General features: G+C 39.8%; 25 protein-coding genes. 9 read left to right on the forward strand and 16 right to left on the reverse strand.

Annotation, left to right across the window (positions count from 1 at the left end; genetic code table 11):
- Positions 1 to 18 precede the first annotated feature (18 nt).
- Positions 19 to 114, reverse strand: coding sequence for a YjcZ family sporulation protein (locus A6754_RS15840; protein ID WP_066447818.1), 96 nt, complete (start codon positions 112 to 114; stop codon positions 19 to 21).
- A gap of 58 nt (positions 115 to 172) precedes the next feature.
- Entirely contained in the window at positions 173 to 256 is an 84-nt protein-coding gene (locus A6754_RS22455) for a YjcZ family sporulation protein (protein ID WP_139785739.1), read from the reverse strand.
- Positions 257 to 681: 425 nt separating this feature from the next.
- Between A6754_RS22455 and A6754_RS15845 the strand changes: the two genes are divergently transcribed.
- Entirely contained in the window at positions 682 to 1,611 is a 930-nt protein-coding gene (locus A6754_RS15845; protein WP_066447825.1) for a peptidylprolyl isomerase, read from the forward strand.
- Between the two features lie 51 nt (positions 1,612 to 1,662).
- Here A6754_RS15845 and A6754_RS15850 read toward each other — a convergent pair whose 3' ends face one another.
- The 6 genes from A6754_RS15850 to A6754_RS15875 all read right to left on the reverse strand — a co-directional run bounded on the left by A6754_RS15850 (position 1,663) and on the right by A6754_RS15875 (position 9,840).
- Positions 1,663 to 1,848, reverse strand: a complete 186-nt coding sequence (locus A6754_RS15850) for a sporulation YhaL family protein (RefSeq protein WP_066447826.1) — start codon at positions 1,846 to 1,848, stop codon at positions 1,663 to 1,665.
- Between the two features lie 445 nt (positions 1,849 to 2,293).
- On the reverse strand, positions 2,294 to 3,238 hold the full coding sequence (gene yhaM / locus A6754_RS15855) for a 3'-5' exoribonuclease YhaM (RefSeq protein ID WP_066447828.1): 945 nt from the start codon (positions 3,236 to 3,238) through the stop codon (positions 2,294 to 2,296).
- Between the two features lie 99 nt (positions 3,239 to 3,337).
- Positions 3,338 to 6,337: an ATP-binding protein gene (locus tag A6754_RS15860; protein WP_257298194.1), complete on the reverse strand. Its 3,000-nt coding sequence runs from the start codon at positions 6,335 to 6,337 to the stop codon at positions 3,338 to 3,340.
- A 4-nt stretch (positions 6,338 to 6,341) separates the two neighbouring features.
- Entirely contained in the window at positions 6,342 to 7,565 is a 1,224-nt protein-coding gene (locus A6754_RS15865) for a metallophosphoesterase family protein (protein ID WP_066447831.1), read from the reverse strand.
- Between the two features lie 129 nt (positions 7,566 to 7,694).
- Complete coding sequence (locus tag A6754_RS15870) at positions 7,695 to 8,948, reverse strand: ABC transporter permease (protein ID WP_066447834.1); 1,254 nt, start codon at positions 8,946 to 8,948, stop codon at positions 7,695 to 7,697.
- On the reverse strand, positions 8,941 to 9,840 hold the full coding sequence (locus A6754_RS15875; protein WP_066447837.1) for an ABC transporter ATP-binding protein: 900 nt from the start codon (positions 9,838 to 9,840) through the stop codon (positions 8,941 to 8,943). Before A6754_RS15875 ends, A6754_RS15870 begins: the two co-directional genes overlap by 8 nt.
- 137 nt (positions 9,841 to 9,977) lie before the next feature.
- Between A6754_RS15875 and A6754_RS15880 the strand changes: the two genes are divergently transcribed.
- Complete coding sequence (locus tag A6754_RS15880) at positions 9,978 to 10,163, forward strand: YhzD family protein (RefSeq protein ID WP_066447839.1); 186 nt, start codon at positions 9,978 to 9,980, stop codon at positions 10,161 to 10,163.
- Positions 10,164 to 10,333: 170 nt separating this feature from the next.
- Here the strand turns inward: A6754_RS15880 and A6754_RS15885 are convergent, their stop codons facing one another.
- From A6754_RS15885 to A6754_RS15915, 7 genes are all read right to left on the reverse strand, one after another.
- Entirely contained in the window at positions 10,334 to 11,107 is a 774-nt protein-coding gene (locus A6754_RS15885) for an enoyl-CoA hydratase (RefSeq protein ID WP_257298199.1), read from the reverse strand.
- 187 nt (positions 11,108 to 11,294) lie between these two features.
- Positions 11,295 to 12,914, reverse strand: coding sequence for a long-chain fatty acid--CoA ligase (locus A6754_RS15890; protein ID WP_180320289.1), 1,620 nt, complete (start codon positions 12,912 to 12,914; stop codon positions 11,295 to 11,297).
- Positions 12,915 to 13,377: 463 nt separating this feature from the next.
- Complete coding sequence (locus A6754_RS15895; RefSeq protein ID WP_371806978.1) at positions 13,378 to 14,877, reverse strand: coproporphyrinogen III oxidase; 1,500 nt, start codon at positions 14,875 to 14,877, stop codon at positions 13,378 to 13,380.
- Positions 14,878 to 15,079: 202 nt separating this feature from the next.
- Entirely contained in the window at positions 15,080 to 15,946 is an 867-nt protein-coding gene (locus A6754_RS15900) for a Cof-type HAD-IIB family hydrolase (protein ID WP_066447852.1), read from the reverse strand.
- A gap of 122 nt (positions 15,947 to 16,068) precedes the next feature.
- A complete protein-coding gene (locus A6754_RS15905) occupies positions 16,069 to 16,590 on the reverse strand; it encodes a D-glycero-alpha-D-manno-heptose-1,7-bisphosphate 7-phosphatase (protein WP_066447856.1) in 522 nt (173 codons plus the stop codon).
- 217 nt (positions 16,591 to 16,807) lie between these two features.
- Positions 16,808 to 17,158 (reverse strand): YlbF/YmcA family competence regulator, encoded by a 351-nt coding sequence (locus A6754_RS15910; protein ID WP_066447861.1) that lies wholly within the window; start codon positions 17,156 to 17,158, stop codon positions 16,808 to 16,810.
- A gap of 231 nt (positions 17,159 to 17,389) precedes the next feature.
- A complete protein-coding gene (locus tag A6754_RS15915; protein ID WP_066447863.1) occupies positions 17,390 to 18,529 on the reverse strand; it encodes a DUF445 domain-containing protein in 1,140 nt (379 codons plus the stop codon).
- A gap of 121 nt (positions 18,530 to 18,650) precedes the next feature.
- Here A6754_RS15915 and A6754_RS15920 point away from each other — a divergent pair, with 121 nt between their 5' ends.
- From A6754_RS15920 to A6754_RS15935, 4 genes are read left to right on the forward strand one after another with little or no spacing between them, the layout of a single operon-like run.
- The gene (locus A6754_RS15920) at positions 18,651 to 20,030 is read left to right on the forward strand and encodes a YheC/YheD family endospore coat-associated protein (protein ID WP_066447866.1); all 1,380 of its coding nucleotides are present in this window, start codon (positions 18,651 to 18,653) and stop codon (positions 20,028 to 20,030) included.
- Between the two features lie 3 nt (positions 20,031 to 20,033).
- Positions 20,034 to 21,134, forward strand: coding sequence for a YheC/YheD family endospore coat-associated protein (locus tag A6754_RS15925; protein ID WP_066447869.1), 1,101 nt, complete (start codon positions 20,034 to 20,036; stop codon positions 21,132 to 21,134).
- Complete coding sequence (locus A6754_RS15930) at positions 21,112 to 22,473, forward strand: YheC/YheD family endospore coat-associated protein (RefSeq protein WP_066447872.1); 1,362 nt, start codon at positions 21,112 to 21,114, stop codon at positions 22,471 to 22,473. The genes A6754_RS15925 and A6754_RS15930 overlap by 23 nt, the downstream gene beginning before the upstream one ends.
- Entirely contained in the window at positions 22,470 to 23,663 is a 1,194-nt protein-coding gene (locus A6754_RS15935) for a YheC/YheD family endospore coat-associated protein (protein WP_066447875.1), read from the forward strand. Before A6754_RS15930 ends, A6754_RS15935 begins: the two co-directional genes overlap by 4 nt.
- A gap of 42 nt (positions 23,664 to 23,705) precedes the next feature.
- Here the strand turns inward: A6754_RS15935 and A6754_RS23235 are convergent, their stop codons facing one another.
- Positions 23,706 to 23,828: a hypothetical protein gene (locus A6754_RS23235; protein WP_257298207.1), complete on the reverse strand. Its 123-nt coding sequence runs from the start codon at positions 23,826 to 23,828 to the stop codon at positions 23,706 to 23,708.
- A gap of 207 nt (positions 23,829 to 24,035) precedes the next feature.
- Between A6754_RS23235 and A6754_RS15940 the strand changes: the two genes are divergently transcribed.
- The 3 genes from A6754_RS15940 (at position 24,036) to A6754_RS15950 (ending at position 25,558) form a co-directional block, all read left to right on the forward strand.
- Positions 24,036 to 24,245 carry a YheE family protein gene (locus A6754_RS15940; protein ID WP_066447878.1) on the forward strand — a complete coding sequence of 70 codons (210 nt, stop codon included), beginning with the start codon at positions 24,036 to 24,038 and terminating at the stop codon, positions 24,243 to 24,245.
- Positions 24,246 to 24,338: 93 nt separating this feature from the next.
- Positions 24,339 to 24,539 (forward strand): hypothetical protein, encoded by a 201-nt coding sequence (locus A6754_RS15945; RefSeq protein ID WP_066447881.1) that lies wholly within the window; start codon positions 24,339 to 24,341, stop codon positions 24,537 to 24,539.
- Positions 24,540 to 24,667: 128 nt separating this feature from the next.
- Positions 24,668 to 25,558, forward strand: a complete 891-nt coding sequence (locus tag A6754_RS15950; RefSeq protein ID WP_066447886.1) for a PucR family transcriptional regulator — start codon at positions 24,668 to 24,670, stop codon at positions 25,556 to 25,558.
- Positions 25,559 to 25,676: the final 118 nt, after the last annotated feature.

A 25,676-nucleotide genomic window follows, 5' to 3' on the forward strand; every position in this document is an offset into this window, starting at 1 on the left:
AAGGTACGGTCTTCTAAGTTACAGCCAAGAAGCTCCGATGATAATTAACAGAATGAAAAGAACTACGATTAACGCGAAACCTCCACCATAACCATATCCGTTTGAACCAGACATTCAAATTCCTCCTTTCTCGTTGGGACAAAGGGTTCAGAGAACCCAATGTCTTTTTAAATTAAAGCCATGCTGCACCAACGATGATCAATAAGATGAACAACACAACGATTAAAGCGAATCCGCTGCCGTATGCACCGCCCATGATAACACCTCCCTCATAGGTTGCTACCATATACTATTCAAAGCCTTCTGTTTTCGAGTAGGCATTTTCACCAGGAATCTGAAATTTCTTTCCTGGCTGTTTTTCAAAACCGCTTATCGCAGTTTCTATGTATCATATGTAGCAAATCAAATTTCGGGATAGGCAAATACCCAAATTTTTTAAATTGACTATGTAGTTTTATTTTTTTTATTAAATACATTATGGTATAGTAATGGATGTGTACAAAAATAGGCTTTTTCTAAATGTTGTTGTTTTTAATAAGTTGAATGCAAGGCAAAGAATATAAGCTTTTGTCATCTGTAAAATCGGCCATTCATTAGATTCGTGTGGAAGAAACCGTCACCTTATGAACAACTGCGTTTTTGAAAGCAGCCAATTGAAATTAACGATTAGGAGTGTTCAACATGAAAAAATGGGTTATTTCCTTCTCCCTTGCTGCTGGAGTTTTAGGATTAAGTGCTTGTAGCAATGGAGGCTCTGACGCTGTTGTTGAAACAGGAAATGGCGATATAACGAAGGACGAGCTATATGAAGCGATGAAGGAAAAATATGGTGAACAGACACTTCGTGAGCTTGTATACGAAAAAGTTCTATCCGAAAACTATGAAGTTACGGATGAAGAATTGAATGAACAGATGGATGAATTAAAGCAGCAGCTTGGTGCAAATTTTGAGCTAGCATTGCAGCAATACGGTTATGAAGATGAAGATCAGCTTAGAGAAACACTGCGTGCAACTTTATTGCAGGAAAAAGCTGCAGTTAAAGATGTAGAAGTATCTGAAGAAGAAGTACAAGAATACTATGATAATTATCAGCCTCGCATTAAGGCTCGTCATATCCTTGTAGAGGATGAAGAAACAGCTAACGAAGTGAAACAAAAGCTTGATGATGGCGGAAACTTTGAAGAATTAGCAACTGAATATTCTAAAGACCCTGGTTCTGCTGCAAATGGCGGCGACTTAGGCTGGTTTGGACAAGGTCAAATGGTAGCAGAATTTGAAGAAGCGGCGTATGCACTTGATGTAGATGAAATCAGTGCGCCTGTTCAATCTCAGCATGGCTTCCATGTTATCCAAGTAACTGAAAAAGAAGAGAAAAAGTCTTTTGATGAAATGAAAGAAGATATGGAACATGATCTTAAAGTAGCTAAGCTTCAACAGGATCCAACGATTGTACAAGCTGCATTGGACAGAGAACTGAAAGATGCAAATGTAGATGTTAAGGATGAAGATTTGAAAAGCATCATAAGTGACAGCTCTGCAGAAGGTGAAGATGCTGACACAGAGAACACTGAAGAAGAAAGCACTGAAGAATCAGAAACTGAAACAGAATAAAGACAAACGGGTTCCTGAATAAGGAACCCGTTTTTTATGCTTTAGCACGTCTCATCCAAAGGAGCGTTCGCCTGCCTTTTTCTCCTCTTTCTTCTCCTCTAGCCGCTGCATATACACTTCTCCTTCGCGCTCAATCATTTCATTTTCCTCACGTCTTTCATCTCTGCCTGTTTTAATCGCCATAATTGCACAAAAAACGATTCCTGCCGCAATAAAATACACCCATACTGGAATCAAGTTAATCCCTCATCTCTTCTTAGTTTGTCCTATTACCTATTAAAACTTTATGCAGTTTTCATAGATTTATGCTATTTTTATGTAGCCTTCGCGGCTATGTGGAGCTACTATATTTTTAAATAGAAAAAGAAGCTGGAAAAAAGAAATAAACACCAATATTCAATATCTTGTTTTGCTCATTTAAACAAGTCCGTTCCACTGCGCTGCGGACCCTCGCTTTCCGTGGGGAGGAAGCTGAGCCTCCCAGGAGCAAGCTCCTGCGGGGTCTCACCTTTTCCTCTATTGCCCACAGGAGTCGAGGGTCCTCCGCTCCATTTCACTCATGTTACTAAAATATATTTTACAATTACAAAAAAAAAAACCGAATGATTAGAAAGATGAACTTCCTAACTATTCGGTTCTATAAGTGTGTTAAATATTTATATCCCAGCCTCTTTTCATTCTTTTACTTATGAAAGGTTGGCTTATAAAAGGATCGATTATCGAGTGCAAAAACTCGTTCTGTAAATTCGCCAGGCTTTGTGCGATGGAGCGCACGGTCTAGCATATTCATTTTTGCGTCTAAATTATCAATATAATGAAGGATTTCCGCTTCTTTAATCATCGGCGGTTTCGGGCTCCCCCACTCTGCCTTTCCATGATGGGACAGAACGAGATGCTGAAGAACCATAACCTCTTCACCGCTAATAGAAAGTTCCTCTGCTGCTTTGCCAATTTCATTCACCATAATCGTGATATGTCCAAGCAAATTCCCTTCAACGGTATACACAGTTGATATAGGACCAGAAAGCTCCGTAACCTTCCCTAAATCATGAAGAATCACACCTGCATATAAGAGGTCTTTATCAAGACTAGGGTAGAGTCCTGCAATTGATTTGGCCAAGTCAAGCATAGATACAACATGATAGGCAAGACCGGATACAAATTCATGATGATTTTTTGTTGCAGCCGGAAATTCCAGAAACGCTTTTTGATGTTTCTTGAGCAAATGTCTGGTTATTCTTTGCACATTCGGGTTTTTCATTTCAAATATATATTGAGTGATTTTACTCATCATTTCATCTGTACTTACAGGCGCAGTTTCAAGAAAATCTGCTAGTTTTACTGGATCTGTAGGAGACGCTGGTCTAATTTGGCGAATACGAAGCTGATTACGTCCACGGTAATTTAAAATATCACCAGCTACTTTTACAATCGTTTCAGGACTGTAGCTTTTTTCATCTTCATCTGATACATCCCAGAGCTTCGCTTCGATCTCTCCGCTCTGATCCTGAAAAATTAATGTTAAAAACGGCTTGCCGTTGCTGGCAATCCCTTTTGTTGCGTTTTTAATCAGCAGAAATACTTCTATTTGTTCTCCAACTTCGTAATATACAATTCCTTTGCTCATACGTGCACCGACGCTCCCTTCTATGAAAATAGTATAACATAGAAAGCGATAGTTTCGAAGTTCAGGCAGGAACAGACACCCTTATGCCTCCACTAACAATTATCTGTTAGTCAGCAATGGGGCTGTCAATTCAATCGTTTCCTTATCATAAAATTGGGAAAGCAAATGCTGATGACAGGTAAAAAATAGAATTTGCCTGTTTGTCAGTGAACGAAGAAGCTTCATCATTCGCTCTGTCCTGTTATGATCAAAATTAACAAAGCTATCATCGATGATTAGCGGATAGTTCTCTTTTTCATAAGCTGTTTCCGCCAAGGCTAATCTAAGAGCAACATATACCTGTTCCTTTGCAGCTTGGCTTAGTTCATAAACTTCAAAAGAGGTTTTTCTTTTGTTTTGAATATAAAAGCCGCTTTCTTCCTGCTTTGGCCAAATCCGAACATATTCTCCGCCCGTCAGTATGCTCAAATGTTCCTCTGCTTTCGCTATAATCTTGGGAAGACGTTCATCTTTAAAAGCAGCAATCGTTTTTCTCAAAATATGCTGTGCAGCTGCATATTTAGCCCAATCTTGTGCATCCTGATCCAGCTCGGCCTTGATTAGCTTATATCGATGCAGCAATTCTGCATGTGTACCGCCTTCTTCAATCCGTTTCGCTTCATATTTCATCTCTGCCAACTTTTTTTGGCAGTCGGGAATTGAATTTTCCAGTGAGTCAACAAGATCTGTTAACTCTTCAAGCGTTTGTTTTTCATTCTTTTCACCTGCCAAATACTCCATTTGTTCTAATGATAACGGTGAAATTTGCAATTGCATCTGTAATGCATCTCTTCTCGCTTTTATCTGCTCTCTTCGTTCTGCTTGTTTTGCCAGCTCTCGAAAATGCTCTTGATCTGCTGCATTTCCTTGCTTCATTAGTTCTGAAAGTTCCTCTTGATACTGACTGATCTCAAGCAGATAGGTGTGCTCTTCCTCTTCCAGCTTCTGAAGTTCCCGAGCAGCTTCCTCTTCCTTCCCTTTTTTAGCTATTTCATCTTTTAACATTTTTCTTAATTCATAAACCTTCTCTGCATAACTTAATTCATGATGAAGGTGAAATCTTTCTGCCAGTTTATCTATTTTCTCTTGCAGCATTTTTAGACTTTCAGATGTTTGAGCATACTCTTGAACAATATGTCTTTTTCCTTTTACAGCGGTTTTCAATTGTTCAAGCAAACGATAGGCTTCACCTAGTTGCTCAAGTGTCTCTTCATTATGCAAAGGAAGATGAAGATGAGCGCAAAGCTCCTGCAGCTTCTTTTTGGATTGCTGAAAGGCAACTTCCCAACGTTCAAATCCTGAAATGATCTTTTCATTTGAGAGAATCTCCTGCTGCATATAGATCTCCAGCTCTTTTAGTTTCTGTTTTCGTTCGTCGTTTTGTGCTTTTAAAACAGCAAGGGTCTTTATATCGTGGTCTGGAAGCTCTTCGAGGCGCTTTTCTATGTCTATCAGCCGCTGCTCTAAGCCCGCAGTGTCTCCTGCATCCATTTTTGCCTTAGACTTTACTATGAAATGATATATAACAAATAGCAGACCTGCAGCACCTATTATCCCTATGAGCCATTCCTGCTGAAGCAGCGACCAAACAGTAAGAATGAAGAACAAACAGGCTAATAAAACGGCTGGCTTCGCATCGTTTTTCGGTTTTCTTTGCTGCCGCTGTCCAGATCGACCCGAATTCTCTGCCTTTTGTTTCTTCCTCATTTCATCAAGTTCCTGCTGCAGCCTGCTTCTTTCCTCAACCTCATCCTGTTTCTTCTGTAATTCATCCTCTTCTTTAGAAGACAGCAGCAGAGCTTTGAGCTCGTTCACTTTTTTCTCGAGCAGATCCAATTCCCTTGTACTCTCATTAAATTGCTCATCCAAATCCGCTTTCTTGGCAACTAATCTTTTATATTCATCCTCAGCTTCTGATACTTGCTTCTTTTTATGAATGCTTGTATCAATAGAGGCAATTTCGCCATCAGATAAGGTTATATTTAACCTTTCGTTTAAGTCTTGAACATCACTCTCTATGTTTGCACGTTTTAAAGAAAGTGTCTTTTCCTCTTCTCTAAGTTTTTGCATAAGCGGAAGCTGTTCCGAAATACTTGTTATTTCTTTTTCAGCTGACAATATTTCTTTATTTGCCTGGCCCGCTCGAATCTCCTCGGATAATTGTGTAATCTGCTTCTTTAAAGCAGATTGCTTTGCGAGAAGCGGTCGCTGCCCTTCAAGAAGCCGTTCGAAGCGAGCTAAACCATCGATTGGGAATACGAGGTCCTTATATGCAATCCATTCTTTCTCCAGAAGCTTATTTTCCTTGTAGACTGGCTCTATCTGCTGCCAGGAAGTAAGAGTATGAACATTCTCTTTGCTTTCAGCCAGGTCTTTCTGCATTCTCTTAATCTGTTTCTCAAGCTTTTCTATTTCTTTTATAAGATGCCAATATTCCTCGTTTTTTTGCTCTGCCATTTGAAGCTTTTTGTACAGTTCTTTTACTTCTGAAATTTTTTGATTTAATGCTGGCTTTTTTCCATTCGGTTTAAAACGCGTTTCCAGCTCTTTTTGCAGCGTTTGCTCTGCCAGAAGGAGCTGATCTGTGCCAAGGGCGCCAGCAGAAAAGAGCAGCCTGCCCAGATCCTCGCCATTCATCTGGTGGATATTCTGCAATCCATGAACATTAAAAGAAAAGATTGATTGAAACATTTTTTTATCCATGTCATGCAATAATTCTTTTAAGAGCGCTTCAGAACCAGCACTTCCATCTTCCATTCTGACCGTAACATCTCCGGCTGACTTTCCCTTCACCCGTTCAATAACCGCTTTGCCTTTGCCTGGAAATAAAACGGTCAGCTTGCCTCCATACTTGCTGCCTTCTTTTGGTTCATACCTCGATTCGTTTTGCTGTTTGGGCGGGAATCCAAAGAGGATAGCATGTATAAAGGCCATGATCGTTGATTTTCCTGCTTCATTTTCACCATAAAACACTTGAAAATCGCCAATTTGTGAATAGGTCTTATCCACTAGCTTGCCGTATCCATAGATTTGTATTTCTATAATCTTCAGGATGAGCACCTCCTTAGCTTTGATATAGTAACTGCATTAACAGATTTTCTGCTTCTTTTGAAATGGAATCCAGCTCATCTTCACTCTTTTTTTGTAAAAACCTTCTCGCTTCCGGATGCTTATATAAAAGTTCTAAGCTCATGCCAATTCCTTCCAAATCGCCAGCTGCATGAAACATTTCTGCAAAAAAAGCGGATTCGGACATCAGTTTCTCTTTGTTCCATTTTTTTCTTTCATTTACAAGAAGGTCAGCAATCCATATAAAGCCATCTTCCCCTTCTGCTTCATGCTCCTGCAGCATTTCAAGCAGCTCCCCCTCGCGAATAGCAGCTGCATCCTTTGAAGGTAGATCTGTATTTTGCAGAGTCAGGGTTAAAATTTTTGCTTGGCCGTTCATTTTTTCTTCATCTAAAAGGTCTAGGCACTTTGAATAGATTTCCTGAAAAGAAGCAGCTTCCTCACAGTTTAATTCTCTTTCAGACCACACAACTGGAGCTGTCTTTATAAATGTCATTTCTGCACCTTTTTCTGAAAGCTGAACGAGATAACAGCCCTTATCTCCTGTTTCCTTCACATGCCTGCCTTGGGTATTGCCTGGATAAACTATTGGCGGTTCATTTTGAATTACATTTCTTTTATGTATATGTCCGAGTGCCCAATAATCAAAGTTCTTATCTGCCAGCTCAGAGATGGTAAAAGGAGCATAGGTTCCGTGCTCACTTTCTCCTTCAAGCTGACCATGCAGAATACCGATGTCAAAATCCGCTCCATCTCTTTTTTTATAATGCTGAATCATGCGCTCATATACATGCCTGCTATGATAACTAAATCCATATAAATGAACAGAAGTTTGTGACTCTGTTAAAAACTCCACCGTTTCAACTTGGTTTGAGAAGAGATGAACATTGTTCGGGAGAGGCAGATGAATCCAGCTGCCCTCCATGTGATCATGATTCCCATGTACAGCGAATACAGAAATACCCTTTTCGGCGAGCCGCTCCATTTCTTTTATAAAAATGATTTGGGCACGAATACTGCGGTCTTCTGCATCAAATAAATCACCAGCTAACACAACAAAATCTACATTATGTATGATCGCAGCATCCACTATGCTCGAGAGCGATTCAAATGTACTCTCTCTCAGTTTTGAAAAAATAGGCTGAGGCAAATGGCGCAGTCCAGCCATTCCGCTGTCTAAATGTAAATCCGCCGCATGAATAAATGTTACTTTCTTCATTCCGATCCCTCTTTAACTAGGTTTTATGCACTTATTGTACATGAATTCAAAAGCGAATGCACGTTCTCCATATATCGTATTCGGTAAAAAAACCATAAAAAAAGCCCCCAGATGGGAGCCTAGAACATTTTATTCCTTATTGGACAGCTGCAATGCTTTCTTAATGTCTTTAAACGAAGAAGACTTGCCGTATAATAATACGCCGCCTTTGTATACTTTGGCTCCAAAGATGGCGAGCACAATGATGGAAATCAGCAGGATTGCGATTCCTAAAATCGGCTCCCACACTGGAAGAGTCAGCATTCCTACCCTCATAAACATAATCATTGGAGTGAAAAATGGGATGTAGGATGTGATCGTTACAAAGGATGCTTCAGGATCCGTCAATCCAAACATGGCAATTAAAAAGGCCGCAACAATTACCATTGTCATTGGTGTAATCATCTGCTGCACATCTTCAATTTTGCTGACAAGTGATCCTAAAAATGCAGCAAGAGTCGCATACAGGAAATATCCTAAAATAAAGAAAATGACAGCATACGTGATCGTGATAGCAGGAACATCGCCAAAGCCAAAGAATTCAAAAAAGCCGCCCTGCATCGAGTCAAGATTCTGTTTTACAAAATAATATCCAACAGCAAGGATGACCAGCATTTGTGTCAGGCTTAATAGGGCAACACCCAATATTTTGGCAAACATCTGTCGGATCGGTGGCACACTTGAAATGAGAATTTCCATAACACGGGATGATTTCTCTGTTGCAACCTCCATCGCAATCATATTTGCGTACATAATCACCGCAAAATAAATAACAAAGAGAAGAACATACACGAGACCGCGTGCCTGATTCAATTCCTCTGCTGATTTAGCATTATCCTCAAGTGCAGCTGTATTAAAAGAAACTGGATCATAAAGCTGATTTAATTGCTCTTGTGTTAAGTTAACTTCTGAGGCTGCCATGACCGTCTTCAATTGCTGAAGTGCACCCTGTAATTCTCCGGAGATTGTTGAATCTGCCACACTTCTTGCTTTATATAATCCTTCTGGCATATTATCGCTATTCATCGATAAAAGCAGCAAACCGCTATACTCTCCATTTGTTACTGCTTCCTCTGCCTCTTCTTCTGTTCCAGTGAACTGTTCAACAATCAGTTCACTCTCTGCAAGCTCAAGCTGTTCTGCCAAAGGAGCATATAATTCTGATTCCTGATCCATAACCAGTACTTGATCTGCCGCTTCATCTCCTTCAAAGAAGCCGATGATATTGTTCATATTTGCCAATCCTGCTACAAGCAAAGCTGTTATGATCGTGGTAATTATAAATGATTTCGTTTTTAGCTTAGAAAAGTAGGTATGAGATAATATAATCCAAAAACTATTCATATGCCGCACCTGCTTTCTCAATAAAGATATCGTTTAATGAAGGCTCTTCTAATTCAAATTTGCGGATAAAGCCTTTCCCGACTATTTCTTTTAAAATAGCTTCCGCATCCTCTTCTTTTGAGATTTGCAGATGTGCACCCTCTGCGGTTAGCTTCGCCTTCAGAACAAGAGGATGTGTTTTGAAAAACTCCATTGAAAAATCGCCATGAACGATTAAATTTTTGCGACCGAATGAACGTTTAATTTCTTTAAGCGATCCATGCACAATCGGCTTTCCCTTTTGCATAATGCATAAGTGCTCACAAAGCTCTTCAACATGTTCCATTCGGTGTGAAGAAAAGACAATCGTTGTTCCTTTTTCTTTTAAATCGACTACAGCTTCTTTTAATAATTCAACATTAACGGGGTCTAGCCCGCTGAAAGGCTCATCTAAGATTAATAGCTCAGGTTTATGTATAACTGCTGTGATAAATTGAATTTTTTGCTGATTGCCTTTAGACAGCTCTTCCACTTTCTTGTCAGCGTATTCTGGCACCTTAAATCGATTCAGCCAATAATCAAGCTCCGACAAAACATCCTGCTTCTCCATTCCCCGCAATCGTGCTAAATAGACAATCTGATCCTTTACCTTCATTTTTGGGTAAAGACCGCGTTCTTCGGGCAGATAACCGATAATATGACTTGTCTTATAATCAATCCTGTTCCCTTTCCATGTAATGGTTCCATCGGTAGGATCAATTAACCCAAGGACCATGCGAAAGGTAGTTGTTTTACCTGCACCGTTTGCACCAAGAAAGCCAAACATCTCTTTTTCCGGGATTTCCAGTGATAAATCATCAACGGCTGTAAATGAACCAAATCTTTTTGTGACTTGGGCCAGCTTTAATACCATATAATCTCCTCCTTTAAACGGCCATATCTTATATACGAATGAGAAAAGAAAAAAGTTCCATTAAAAAATTGCGTTCATTCTATTCGTATGATTGAATAGTGGTAACAGTCAGAATTCTTTATGAAAAGGAGAATCTTATGCAAACATATAAACTGACAGTCTTTGAACAAGACGGTGAAAAAATTCTGGATGAAGCCTTTCAGGCACAAAATGACCAAGAAGCAAAAACAAAAGGAGAGAACCTGCTGCACGAAAAAGCCATGCATGAAAAAACGCATCGCTGTACCTCTCCTGCTGGCAAACTCATTCTATTCCACCGCTGAATATGTGGATTGATCATCTGGCTCTGTCCAGCCTTATTTTCATAGCATTCTCTTTTTTATGTAAAACATCCTTTTTACTGATGGATTTATGAAAGAATAACAGTTTACAAAAGGAAGGCGGGCGATCCAATTTGCGTAAAGCAACATTGGATAGTCCCGCCTAACTAAAACTATTTGCCTTGAAATACTGGCTTTCTTTTTTCGATAAATGCTTGTATCCCTTCTTTATGATCCTGTGTTTCTCTCATTTTGGCCTGTCCCAGCTTTTCAAGCTCCAGCACCTTTAAAAGCAATGGGCGATTTTTATCTGATAGTATTTTTTTCGTTTTGATCATAGCTTGTACAGGACTGCTCAGCCATTTATTAATCTTCACATCAAGGGCCTCTTCCAGCTCTCCAGCAGCTATTTCATGAATGATGTTTTTGGAAAATGCCTCTTCAGCACTTAAGATCTTCCCTTCCCAGATCAGCTGTTTTGCTTTATCTTCACCAATTCTATTTTCAAGGAAGAAATGTGCCCCTCCATCAGGGATTAAGCCGATGCCAATAAAGTTCATCGCCAGCTTGCTGGCAGAATCAGCGATAATATAATCGGTTGCAAGAGCTAAACTAAGCCCAAGACCGGCAGCTGCCCCTCTCACTGCACTAATTGTCAGCATAGGCATACTGTAAAGAGTTACAACCAATTCGTTAATACAGTCCATAACCTGATAGAAATCGCTTTCATTTTCAGCCGCCATCATCGTCTTTATATCCCCGCCAGATGAGAACGCTCTGCCTTTACCAAGCAGGACAACAATATCAATTCCATCCGAATTACTCACATCTTTTAATACACTCAATAATTCTTTCAGCATCTCAACATCAAGTGCATTTAACGAATCAGGCCGGTTTAGCTCGACCGTTGCAACTCGATCGTTTACACTCAGATTTACTTTTCCCATCATTATTCCCTCCTTTTCCATCTCTCTTCCATTATAAAGACAACATCACCATTTGAGAAATATTTTCAGAATAATTCATTAAAATAATATCTGACTTCATGAAGTCCTTGTAAAAGTAACAGGCTTTGTAAAAGGGAACAATTGAATAAGCGCTTGGACAAAATATCCCAAGCGCTCGATCCGTATATTAGTTCAGCTCCGAACTCATCATTCGAACCTGATCTCTTAATCTCATTTTCAGAAACTTCCCGACAGACGTTTTTGGTATTTCCTCCATGAAAAGAATGTCATCAGGCAGCCACCATTTCGCAAACTGCGGCTGTAAGAAGGTGTATAACTCTTCTTTCGTTACTTTTCCTTTGTATCCTTCCTTTAAAACAACACAGGCAACGGGACGCTCCTGCCATTCTTCATGCGGAACAGAAACGACAGCCGCTTCAAATATGGCTTCATGTGCCATCAATGCATTTTCAAGATCAACCGAGGAGATCCACTCACCGCCGCTTTTTATTAAATCCTTTGTACGGTCTACAATTTTCATAAAGCCCTCTTCATCAACAGTCACTACATCACCGGTATAAAGCCAGCCATCCCGAAACGCTTCATCCGATCGCTCATCACGATAATACCCCGATGCAATCCACGGTCCCCGTATCGCTAATTCGCCCATTTCCTTACCGTCCCATGATGCTTCTCCATCTTTTCCGACAACCTTCATTTCCAAGCCAGGGACGAGAATGCCTTGCATGGCTTTAATATTTAACTTTTCTTCTGTAGAAAGTTCTTCCTGATAGCTTTTTAATGAAGAAATAACAACAAGCGGACTCGTTTCTGTCATTCCATAAGCATGCATAAACGGAATGCCGTGCTTCTCTTCAAACGCTTTTATCATCCCGCGTGGTGCTGCTGATCCGCCGCAGAGGACACTTCGCAGTGAACTCATGTCATAATTGTTTTCGTCTAGTTCTTTTAACAGCCCAAGCCAAATGGTAGGAACGCCGGCAGTAATGGTCACCTTCTCAGACTCTATTAGTTCCGCTATTAATTTTGGTGTAAAGTAAGGACCAGGCAAAACTAAACTTGTGCCAAACCATACCGCTGCAAAAGGCAGTCCCCAGGCATTGACATGAAACATTGGCACGACCGGCAGTGCAATATCCTTTTCACTGACAGCGGCGCTATCTGCCATTCCAAGCGCCATACTGTGTAAAACAATGCCGCGGTGAGAATAGACAACTCCTTTTGGATTACCTGTTGTTGCTGATGTATAGCACATCCCTGCAGGTGCGTTTTCATCTAAATCATCAGGATATTCATAGTTTCCGCTTGCTTCCTGCAGCAATCTTTCATAATTATAAACAGATTCTATCGTTGTTTCAGGCATTTCATCTTCAGCACACATGACAATAAAGGCCTTCACAGTTGTCAGCTGGTCCTTTACCTTTTCAATTAATGGGAAAATGTCAGGATCGATCAGCAGCACCTGATCTTCTGCATGATTGATAATGTATATAATGTGCTGCGGAGAAAGTCGGATATTAATTGTATGCAGAACAGCACCGCTGCACGGAATCGCAAAATAGGCTTCTAAGTGGCGGTGATGATTCCATGCTAATGTACCAACTTTATCTCCACGTTTAATGCCCAGCTTCTGCAGACTTTCAGCCAGCCTTTTTGTTCGTTCTGCAATCGTTTTGTACGTAAAGCGCTGAATGCCGCTGCCTGTTCTTGAGACAACCTCTTTTTTTGGAAAAAACTTTTCAGCTCTTCTAATCATCTGCGTCATCGTCAAAGGTGTTTGCATCATCATAAACATTCCCCCTTTATATAGTAAACGCTTACATTTTACTCTTAGAAGTATATGATTGATTGTCTTTATATCATTCGTCTCCCATGATGATTATCCTGCTTTGATGAAAATTTTTTATTTAAAAAGAAAAGCTCTTGGACAAAACGAAAATTCTATTTCTAAGACTTGAATATAAATGTAATTGGTTTGGTAATTTAAACAAGCGCGTTCCATTGCGCTGCGGACCCTCGCTTTCCGAGGGGAGGAAGCTGAGCCTCCTCGTCGCACGGGCTCCTGCGGGGTCTCACCTTTTCCTCTATTTCCCTCCGGAGTCGAGGGTCCTCCGCTCCATTTCACTCATATTTAAAAGAACTATTTTTAAATAACAAATAAAAAACCGAATGATTAGAAAGAAGAACTTCCTAATCATTCAGTTCTATGTCATGTTAAATACTTATGTCACAGCCTTTTTCTTGAAGGTTTATTCTTGTTTTTGTAAAAATAGCTCGTTCAATATATCAATTTTTTCTTGTGTGTACGCTTCAAAGCTATCATTGTATGTTTTCGGATCTTTTGGATTGGCAAAGTGCGTGATCTTTCCTGATTGAGGATCAATAAATTTACTTGCTGCTCCACAGCCGATGCCAATGATGGTCTGCAGTTCTTCCATAATCATAATATTATAGATGCTCTCTTGATCTGGAAGAGCATAACCTACATTTTCGAGATTGCCGAGGATATTTTTCTGCCTGTATAAATAATACGGCTCATACCCCTTTTCAACTGTCCACTTTTCAGCCATTTCCATCATCTTTTCGACTTCATCGCGTTCCGCCACTTTATACTTCGCTTTATTCCTCGTCATTTCAGAAGCACGCTTAAACGAAAGTGTATGAACAGTTAGAGATTCAGGCATTAACTTTTCTGTTTCATCAAGAGAATGTTCAAATTCTTTTAAGCCCTCACCTGGTAAACCGATAATTAAGTCCATGTTTATGTTATTCATACCCATATTTCTGGCAAGATGAAATTTTTCAATGGTTTCTTCAACAGTATGATGTCTGCCGATGGCTTTAAGTGTTTCTTGCGTATAGGATTGCGGATTAATGCTGATCCGGTCAATATTCCACTTTTTCAATATATCTAATTTTGCCGGTGTAATCGTATCCGGCCGTCCTGCCTCGACCGTAATTTCACGGATGTTTTCTACATCTGGAAATGAGGTGTACATTTCTTCATAAAGCATGTCCATCTCTTCGGCCGAAATACTCGTCGGTGTACCGCCGCCATAATAAACGGTCGTAATTTTGACGTTATTTTCTTTAAGCCATTCCCCGATTTTTCTAATTTCAAAATGAAGGCCGCCTAAAAATGAATCCACCGAACCTTGTCTGCCATTGATGGCATATGCGGGAAAAGTACAGTACGCACATTTCGTTGGGCAAAAGGGGATCCCAATATAAATGCTGACTTCCTTTTGGAGATCATATAGATCCGGCACAACTGCAAGCTGGCGATCGACAATCCTTTGCATTAACTCTATCTTCTCATCTGTAATTAAATAATCTTCTTTTAGCTGCTGATGTGCCGCAGTAAGCGGGTGTCCGTTTTGTATGTGGCGGTGCAGCAGCTTCGTTGGCCTTATGCCAGTTAAAATGCCCCACTTTTGTCTTACACCTGTCCAATCCTGCAATACTGTCAAATAGACATATGAAACAGCATGCTTCAACTGTTTAAACTCTTCTTTTTCTGTAAGATCCGATCCAAGAATACGTTCGTACTGAGCAGAATGGCTTACTCCATTCAGATCTTGCAGCTTTGCAGAAACTTGAACCGATGTATCCATAGAAAATTCAAAAGCGATGTGCACATCGGCATCCTCTGCTTCATTTTCCATCACAATGTGACTTTCTTCAAAAAACAAATTGGCAATCAGACGAAGCGGACGATGAAAACGGTCATCCTCTATACCTTGTATCATTAGTTTCACTAGAATCACCTTTTTATAAAAACTATTCCCTTGTGGAAATAGGATCGTATTTAAACAAACTTCTTTAAGTTTACAAAAGAGAGTTTATTAGGTCAATATTAGAGTAACTTCTATGTGTAAACGATCCTGTCTTTCATTTAGCTTTATATTCAAAAGGCTAAAGAATTTCTTCTTTAGCCCAGGAAATGCAATATTATTTTAATAAGTTCATTTTGCGCAAAAATTGGATTGGCTGCTGTTTGCGGAAGTGTTCTTTGACCATGTAGGTGACGCCGTGCTGGTCGTTGGTTCTTGTCAGCCAGTCTGCAGCATTTTTAACCTCAGCTGGCGCATTGCCCATTGCCACTCCTAACCCGGCTGCTTCAATCATTTCAAGATCATCCATTCCATCTCCAATGACAACCATTTGGTTACTGCGGATGCCAAGCTGCTCACCTAAGTATAAGAGACCATTAAGCTTTGAAACGCCAGCACTGACAATCTCAAGGCGAAGGTCATTGAGCTTAAGCATGTCTACCTCCGAGAACATCCCTCTGATAGCCGTTCTTGCGTCTTCAAGATCGTCACTGTTCTCAAAGTACACTTCGATCTTCGGCGGTGAAACAGGCTCTTCTAAAATAGTCTCGCTTACAGACTCAACAAATTGCTGTGAATAGAAAACTGGGTCCCCTGAAGAAAATACCGTCTTTGCCATTAAGTTATGATTAAGCTTATATTTATTGGCTAATGCAAATTTTTCATGTACGATTCTAATTTGACAAGGAAACCCTTCAAGAAATCGAATAATATCATATGTGACTTCTTCTGCAATTCTATTCACATAAACTGGTTTATCGATGTTTTTGCCGATAAATGCTCCTCTATGCGTCACAATCTGTGTGTCCAGCCTCAAAGCCTTCGCAACCTTTTTCGCAGATGGAAAACTGCGGGATGTAATTAAGGTTACATATATGCCTTTTTCCTGCACATACTCGATTGCTTCTTTTGTAGATTTGTGCAGCCTGCCGTTTGACTGCAGCAGTGTACCGTCAATATTTAAAGCGAGCAGTCGATAAATCATATTTTTGCCCCCATTCATGGTGTAAATTGTCCCTATAACACTTGTATGAGAGCGAAAGCAGAAATAGAACAATCACTGCAGCTTGAGCTTTTCTAGTAATGCTGATTTATCTTTTCGAGGTTTTAAAGCAATTCTAAAATCAATGGTACTGCTTCTTTAAGCGAATCTGCTCTTCGATCTGCTTTCGTTTCTTCATCTCCGATAAAAACCGTTTTGCAGCCCGCTTTAATCCCTGCTTCTATATCACGTTCATGGTCGCCTACCATGACACTGTTTGCGAGATCAATTTCATATTTTTCAGCAAGCCTTAGAAGCATTCCAGCATTTGGCTTGCGGCATTCACAGCCTTCTTTTGGTTTATGAGGGCAATAGGCCACCTCTGTAATGCTGCCCCCATGCTCACCAACTAGCTCTTCCAGCCTGCTATGTATTTCGACCAGCTGTTTTTCCTTCATAAACCCCAAACCAACTCCGCCTTGATTGGTCACGACAAAAATGTCATAACCGCTTTTTGTAAGTTCTCCAACAGCTTCAGCTGCACCTTCTAGTAGAAAAAGCTGTTCAGGTTTGTTTACAAATTTGACCCGATCTGTCAGAACTTCATTTAAGACGCCATCACGATCCAGAAAAATTGCTTGCTTCATATGGTCTCTGCTCCTTTCTTTTCTCTTTATATAGTAACGGCAAATTCCATTAAATTCATACACTATTGCATATGGTTTGTGCATTTAAACAAGCCTGTTCCACCTGCGCTTTTATTTGCTGGTTATATAATAAAATCACAAACAAAAAACCGAATGATTAGAGGTTCACTTCCTAATCATTCGGCTCTATGTTCTTGTTATATGCTTATGTTCTTTCTTACTCGCCAGCTCCGTATAAATCTTCAAGCGGCTTCATAATGATCTTGTTCAGTTCAGCAATCACCATGCTCATACGCTGTTCTGCTTCCATAAGAGCAGAAATTTTGTCATGCTGCTGTACAAGCGCAACCGCTTTTTGAGCCTGCTCTACTTCTTCCTGACTGATCTCCTGGCCGGACATTTGCTTTTGCTGAAGCTCTAATTGAATGTTGCGGAAGTTATCAAACATTGATTTTGCAGAAGGATCTGCGTTCACTTCATCATACGCTTTTTTTAATGATACATATTCTTCGCTCTGACGCACTGTTTTTTCAAGTTCATATGCTGAATCAAATACGTTTACTGCCATAATAGACACTCCTTTTTCTAGCAGCTGGCGCTAATCGAGCGCCTTCCGCTTTTCTTTGTCTAGCTTCAGGCGCTAGGGACTCGAGGTCTTAAGTCAATCCGTCTTGAAGGTTAAAGGGCAACCTTCCAGCCGTCTCGCCTTAAGCTTGTCGTCCCTAAGCAAGCGCCTTCCGCTTTTCTTCATACCAAACCACTATAACAGACTGGTTCTTTGAAATCTAATCATATACCTTTAATTCATTAATAGTGCAATAATCCCTTGGACTATTCCGATTATTCCTCCAAGAAGAGCGCCTAAATACGTAATCATTTTCAGCTCGCTCTTTATAATCGAGAAGACCATTTCTTCGAGCCTTGCTACTGAGAATCCGCTAACCTGTTCTTTTACAATATCTGCTATGCGCAGGCGTTCCATCAGTGTTTCTATTTTTTCTGATAGCTCATTTACACCAAATGCAACCATTTTTGGTGCTATGTCATCCACGATAGTGTCATGATATTTCGCAGTCAGCTCTGAAACTGGAGTATTATATAGTTTTTCTGCGTTAACAGCTTTTTTTACATATCGTTTGGCCATCCCAACGAGCTTTTCTTTTTCAAATTGATCTTCAAAAAAAGCAGCTTCGCGTTCAAGCAGTTTTTCCCATTCATTTTTTATTAAAGTCGTAATTAGATCTGCCGTTCCTTCACTTTTTAGAAACTTAATGATTTCCGGCTGAATTTTATCTGCGAGATTGATGTTTCCAGCCAGCATTTGCAGCATATTGCCAAACATGCCGTTTCTTTCGCGGACGAAATCATCGACCATGCGCTGAATGCGCATATACCCATCCATGCTGGAAAAATAAGAAATTCCCTTTTGCAGAATCATTAATGTAATGAGCGGTATTTTACTGTTTGCTTTTTCAATAATCTCAGCTGGCAAAGCGTCACGCAAGGGCTTATCACGGTATTTGCCCATAAATTGCTCATATTTATTTTCCACTAGCAAGTCAAGTTGTGTTTCTGTTTTTTCTACAGCATTTGTTATGCCCATTTTTTCAAATAGCTGTTCTGGTGTTTGTTCTGACGTTAAAAAACTGCTAAGCTGCTTTTGAACGAGAAGAGTCAATTCAGTTCGAAACTTTTCATTCATAAATTTTTGTTTAATGCTTGCAGGCGTAAGCAAGTGATTGACAACAAGCTTACCCATTTGATCAGCGAGCTCTCCTCTGCGCTTCGGAATTAATCCAGGGGTAAATGGCACCTGCCATTTTCCAATAAAAACAGGATTATATGGTTTAAAAAGCATCTTGATCGCCAGATAATTTGTAAAGCCGCCGATTGCAGCTCCAATACCGGCCATAAGTAAAATGGTTATCGTAATTTGCATTCCCTCTACCTTCTTTCATAAAAGCACAAAAAGTCCACGTAAATCATACGATGCTTTATCAGCTTTTGCCTATTTTTTCATTATACTAACACAATCGAAGACGAGCAAATGAGGAATGTGTATGAGTGTTTCTTTAACCCCTATTACGATTGCAGCACTTAAAACGTTTCAAAATGACCATAAATATATGCATATTAGCCAGTCCCTGGCAAAACACTTGAAAATCAATACCGATCTTCCGCTGAACATAAAGATTGGCAGTACAGTCGAACTTGTACATGTGCGGATTGAAGCGATTGAGACAAATCATATTCATTTAAGCAGTCATATTTTACAGCAATGGAAATTAGATTCAGCTCCCTTTCAACTGCTTGCCCGTTTTCTGCGGAATCAAAACACACTTGTGATTGGTCCTGTGATCGGAATTTTAACCGATTATAAAGAGAAAAATGGAGAAGCGAACTTTCGCTCCATTCATAGCTTTTGTTTGGAATTACATCAGGCAGCAGCAGATATTGGCGGAATACTGTATGTATTCAAGCTTCAAGACTTCGTAAACGGAGAAGTAAGCGGCTATATTTTTAAAGATGATCAATGGATCAAAACAAGTCTCCCGCTGCCTGGTGTGATTTACAATCGTCTCCACTCCAGAAAACTTGAAGGCAGCCATCAGTTTCAAACATTTCGAGAGACAATCAATGAACTGAATATCCCCCTTTTCAATGACCGATTCCTGGCAAAAGATGATGTACACGAGCTGCTTTATCCTGAAGAGCATATGCAGGCCTATATCCCAGAAAGTGCTGTAGCAGATAAGCAGACGATTAAAGATTTTCTTGATTTGTATGAATGCATTTATCTTAAACCTGTAACAGGAAGTCAAGGGCGCAGTATTCTGCGCGTGCAGTATTCAGATGGAGTTATTTATAGTGAAGCCTCAACTGCCGGGAAACGAGGATCGGTTAGAGAGTTTAAAGATTATAACCACTTTAACAGATTTTTTTCGCACTATTTAACAAAGCAAAGCTATATTGTTCAAAGAGCTTTATCTCTTAAAACATTTGAAAATCGTCAGCTCGATTTTCGGATTCTTTGCCATAAAAACTATCAAAATATCTGGAAAGCCACTTCTGCTGTTGCCCGGATCTCAGCTGAAGATCAGTTTGTCTCCAATTTAGCGCGCGGAGGAGAAATGGTAAAGCCATTAAAAATCCTTTCAATCTATACGGACCACAAACAAGCTGTACAGCAGCTCTCACTTATGAAGGAGCTTGCCGTAGAGGTTTCGTCTATCATTGATCAAAAATCCGGAGGCCTCTTTGCTGAACTCGGCATTGATATTGGGTTAGATGAAGAAGGAAAACTGTGGATTATTGAAGCAAATGTGAAACCCTCAAAAAATACAGAGGAGCAAACAAGCAAAGTTCGCCCCTCTGCCCGTGCTGTCATTGAATATTGTCTATCCATGGCGTTTCGCCAAACTGCTAAAGGGGAGGAATAGAAATTGCGATCCATTGGAATTATGACTCTTAGTAAAACGAGTGAAACAACCTATCATACTGAAATGGCAAAAAAAGCTTCAGCGTTAAATCTATTATGTTACCGGTTTATTCCAAGCAGTATAAATCCCATGACGGAGAAAGCAGATGGAGAACAATATAATCCTGAGAACGACAGGTGGGAAAGCTGTCAATTTGATATTCCTCCCATCCTATACGATCGCTGTTTTTATTCAGATAGTGTTTATTCCAAGCATAACGCATCGATTGTTAACTGGCTGAAAAAGCGGGAGGATCTAACATTTATAGGATATGGCCTGCCGAATAAACTGTCATTATACGAACAGCTGCGCCAAACTGTGCTTAATCCCTATTTACCTATAACAGCAGCATTTACTAGTCCAGATGCGTTTATTAAAAGTTTGCATGATTCTGTGCCTGTCGTATTAAAGCCTGCTAACGGCTCACAGGGACGCGGCATCTATAAAGTAACAAAGCTGAAGGATCATATCTTAATTGAAACAGATAAACAAAATCAATATATGACTAAAACCTTTCCTGCCTCAAAGGCAGCATTATGGCTTGAACAGCTCACTGAAAATAATGCTTATTTTTATCAGCCATACTTAACACTTGTCAATCAGCATCAGGAGCCTTTTGATCTTCGCTTTCTTCTGCAAAAAGATAAAAGAGGAAAGTGGCATCAGGCTGGAAACGGCATTCGAACAGGCAGAAAGAATGGACTCATTTCAAATATGAGTGCAGGCGGATTGGTTTCAAAAACAGATGATTGGCTAAAAACCTTACCAGCAAAACAAAGTGCCTTTATCATCGAGGAATTGCAATATATTATAGAGACCATCCCTGTATTGCTGGAAAAACACTTTCCTCCCTTGTTTGAATTAGGCATTGATATAGGGATTGATACAAATGGAGCCATTTGGATCCTCGATATCAATTCAAAGCCCGGCAGAAAAGTAATGCTTACATTGTATCCAGAAAGCTCTGATGACCTATATAAAGCCCCCCTTCTATACGCTAACTATTTAGCTGATAAGAATCTGCAATCTAAGGAGGACCACCATGAAAAAACAATATCAAATTAGCAGATCTGAGGATTTGCATAATACGATTATTGTACCAAGCAGCCTAAAGCTGCCACAGCAGATGAAAATAACATTTGGCACCCATTCAGCAGAAAACGTAGAAGTAAAAACAGCAGGAAAAGAAGGAAGAGTCATCCTTAGCTCTGAGCTTGCAGAACGTTTATTACTTCCGGATTTAAAGGTGCCTCTTCATTTATTTATTGAAGGAGAGGAAATGGTCATCGGACCGCTTATTGGCATTTTCACTTCCGGATTTACCTCCTTTCCAATGAGACCTATTGGTGAACGGACGATGTTTTTTGCCAAACTGCTGTCTGTGAAAAGCAACATAGGTGCGATTCCATTTGTCTTTGGAGAACAGCATATCAATTGGGAACAAGGCACAATTAATGGATACTTTTACTTTAAAGAAGGCTGGATTACAATGGAAGTCCCTTATCCTAATGCCATTTATGATCGCTTGCCGAACCGTAAAACAGAAAGACAAAAGCAATATCGTGCCGTTAAAGCACGGCTGCAGGAAGAATACTTCATTCCTTGGTATAACCCAGGATTTTTTAACAAGCTGGATATCAGTGAAAGACTGCAGCAAACTTCTGTAGAAAAATACTTGCCGGAAACACATCCTTTCACTTCTTTTTCCATCGTTGAAAGAATGCTGGCTGACTATGGTCATGTTTATATGAAGCCAATAAACGGCAGTCTGGGACTGGGTATTCATCAGATTATTTATGATCGTCAGGATGAGGCTTATTATTGCCGGTACCGAGATGAAAATAAAGAAAACAAACTGCAAAAGTTCAGCAGCCTTGAGGCTTTAAGTAAATACATTTTTAAAAACAGAAATCTTAACAGTATGCTTGTTCAGCAAGGTATTCATTTAATCCGCAAAGAACAGCGGCCTATTGATTTCCGTGTGCATACAAACAAAGATGAACATGGAGAGTGGCAGATTTCTGCCCTCGCAGCTAAGGTTGCCGGCCGGGGAAGTGTGACGACACATGTAAAAAGCGGTGGAGTCATTATGACAGCTGAAGAAATCTTTACAAACAAAGAGGAGCAAAAACAAGCTGTAGATTCATTAAGTAAAGCAGCTCTAGAGATAAGCAAAGCCTTGGAAGGAACAGTTGAAGGGCTAATCGGTGAAATCGGTTTTGATCTTGGACTCGACCGTCAGGGAAATGTCTGGCTGTTCGAAGCTAACAGCAAACCTGGCCGCTCTATTTTTAAACACCCTGAGCTGAGAGAATTTGACTTGCTGACCCGGAAGCTCAGCTTATCCTATGCTGTCTTTTTGACTGAAAAGGCCATCACTTCACCTGGGGAAGTTATTAAATGAATGTATTCTATTGCCCTTCTGACAAAAGCTGGTATAGCGATGAAGTCCTGACATTTGGAAGCAGCGGGAAGCCAGTTCAAAGGAGGGAGACAGGGAATCATGAGATGATTCCTTTCTCTCTCTCCTTAAAGGGCAACAATGCTGGCCCCTTAGTCGGCATTTTAACAGGTGAAGATAAACACGGAAACCTGGCCGGCAACGGACCCTTGTTTATGCGGCTGCAGAAAGAGCTCTTGCACCAAGGGGGAGTTTCTGTTGTGTTCACCGCAAAACATTTGCACAAAAACGGTGTAAACGGCTTTCTTTATTCGCCTGCAGAAGATAAATGGATTCCCGTGTCATGCCCATTCCCCCATCTAATTTATAACCGGGCACCATTTCGAAAGCACGAAAATACACAAAGCTTTCATAATGCTATTACAAATATTCGTAAAATGAATATCCCTTTCTTCAATCCAGGTTTTATTGAAAAAAAAGAACTCTATGAGTTAATCAGTTCCTCAGAGGACTTAGCTCCATATTTGCCGGCCACCTTAACAAATCCTACTGCATCCAAGCTTAAATCGCTGCTTCAGCAGTATAAGCGCATCTATTTAAAACCTTCACGCGGAGCCAAAGGAAAAGGCATATATGTTGCAGAATGGCGTGAAGACCATGCTATTGCACTCACTTCACACACTGCGCAATCCCTCTATCCCTCTTTTCAACTATTTTGGAAAGATACAGAAAGCCAGTTTAAACATAAAGATTATATCGCTCAGGAAGCCATTTCCCCTGCTTTAATACACGGCTCCCGCTATGACTTTCGTATACTCGTGCACTACGCTGATCACAGCTATAATGTGACAGGAATTGGGCTGAGAGTCTCCAATTCTCAGCAGATTACCACACATATCCCGAACGGAGGAAAAATCCTTCCTTATACGCTTATTCAAACAAAGCAACATGATCAATTCATTGAGTATATTGCAGCAAAGCTCGGACACAGTCTATCTGAAGCGTTTGGTTTTTTCGGAGAATTCTCCATAGATGCCGGCATTTCAGACACAGGGGATTATTATATTTACGAGGTCAATTCTAAACCGATGAGTTTTGATGAAGAAGAAATCGAGTCGAAAAGAATTCAGCAGCTTTGCACCCTGTTTTTTAAAGAAACTGGATTTAAACCTTTTCAAAATGGAATGAAATAAAGCCAGGCGAAACCTTCGCCTGGCTTTTTTGCAGCTTTATCTTTAGGAACGTTTTGAGTTTGTAAAGGATTGAAACTGCTGTTTTAATTTTTGACGAGCGTCTTTATTTCTCATTAAGTAAGCTGCTCCTAATGCTACGGTTGTAAATGCTAATTTATTTTTCATAAAGAATCCCTCCTGTATATATCGTGTTCTTTTTATTCCCTCAATTTCAAAAAACAAACACTTGTCACCCAAAAGCCATGACTATCTGTAAGTTTCCCTGAGAATCCGCCCTTTAATCTGCTGAAAAAGAAAAGTTTTTTTCCTCGTATTTAATGGTTGGGATTTCATATGTAAGCAGTTACAATGAAACATAAAGGGGGAATAAATATGCTTCAGCATTTTCAGTTTAAACCTTTATACAATAATTCACAGCTTCCTGGATGGACTATTCATTTTTATTATGAAAAACAAAGGTATGATGGTGTTTATCATCAGGATGGCAAAATTGAATGGACACATTCCAAACCTCCTGCACAGGATCTCGATAAAATTAAATCGCAAATTCATGAATTAATGCTTTTTCATGTATACGAATAGGCTTTAACTTTTTTTCAAAGGCTATGTTTAAGCACTTCTGAGCATATGATGATTGCTCAATGCTAATTTGCCCTTCTAAAAAGGAGTTTTTTAATGAGCAAACATAAAAAGAAGAATATGACGCAAGATTTGCAATATGAAGGAAAAGACAAAGTTTATATGGACGTTGATCGTATGATCAATGAAGGTTTATCGGGCGGATCCGTTCATAGAAAAGATGAGTTTGCCAACATTGAGGAAGCCGTTGATTTCCCGGAAGAAACACCGCCGCATAATTCTGAATTGAATCGATAAGCGAAAAAGGACATTTGAAAAATCTTCAATGTCCTTTCTTTGTATCCTAAAAAAGAAGACTAACCTTAAAACGATTTCATAACCAAGGTTATGCTATAATTTTTAAAAAGGAAAATCGAGGTTTTATCATGCTCTTAAAAATACATCGTCATTATCCAAATTCAATCCTGGCTGATGCTATACAAAATAATAGCCATTATCACTGGTTTCAAGAGGGCGCTCAATGGCTTGGCATTCCTTCTGCCGATCTGACAGCAAATGAGCTTCATTTACTGCAAACCCTCTTTACTCCGCAAATCCCCAATCTGAATCATTCACCTGCTGCCGAGTCATGGCGACAATTTTTATCCGAGGATGGGGCATTTCCACAGCATTCGAAAGATGCAGACTATCGAATTATTCACTTTGCTGTTACAAAAGGCGACTGGACACCCTACGATTTTGAAACAGCCTTTAAAGGATTTTTTCACCAAAGTATGATCATGTTTTGGAAGAATGACTTCGAAGGCGCCATTATTGAAGAATATAACCATCACTCACCTCAATCAGATGAATTTGAAGGAATCTGCCATGCGATTGAGAGTGATTTCTTAACAGATTTAACATTATACATTGGTACACCTCAGCCAGTTACAAAAGATTTACCAAGAAACTTTCAGCATGATCAAAACATATTTGAAACAGCCAAAAAAGGAAACCAAGCTGAAAAGATCTTTACTTTTGAGACTCTTCTTCCCGTCATACTCATTAATGAGATGCCAAAATACATACAGAACAGTCTGCTGGCTAGATTTTCATTTCTTTTAGATGACCAGGAATTATTAACTACTATAATGGTCTTTTTGAATAATGGATCCAATGCTTCCATGACTGCGAAAAAGTTATTTATTCACCGCAACACATTGCAATATAGACTCGATAAGTTCAGTGAAAAAACAGGCATAAATTTAAAAGACTTTAAACAGGCATCTACCGTTTATCTTGCCTGTTTGTACTTAAAGCAAAGCAGTACAGAATAACATTCACCATTGGTTTTGGCAATTGTGTAGAGCATTTAAACTTTTTTCAGCACATTGCATAAAACGCTTTCATTATCTTTGTGCAGGTTTCCCATATGGTTTTAGAGTCCAGTGTTTT

Source organism: Cytobacillus gottheilii, from assembly GCF_001636345.1.
In the GTDB taxonomy this organism is placed as follows: Bacteria; Bacillota; Bacilli; order Bacillales; family Cytobacillaceae; genus Cytobacillus; species Cytobacillus gottheilii.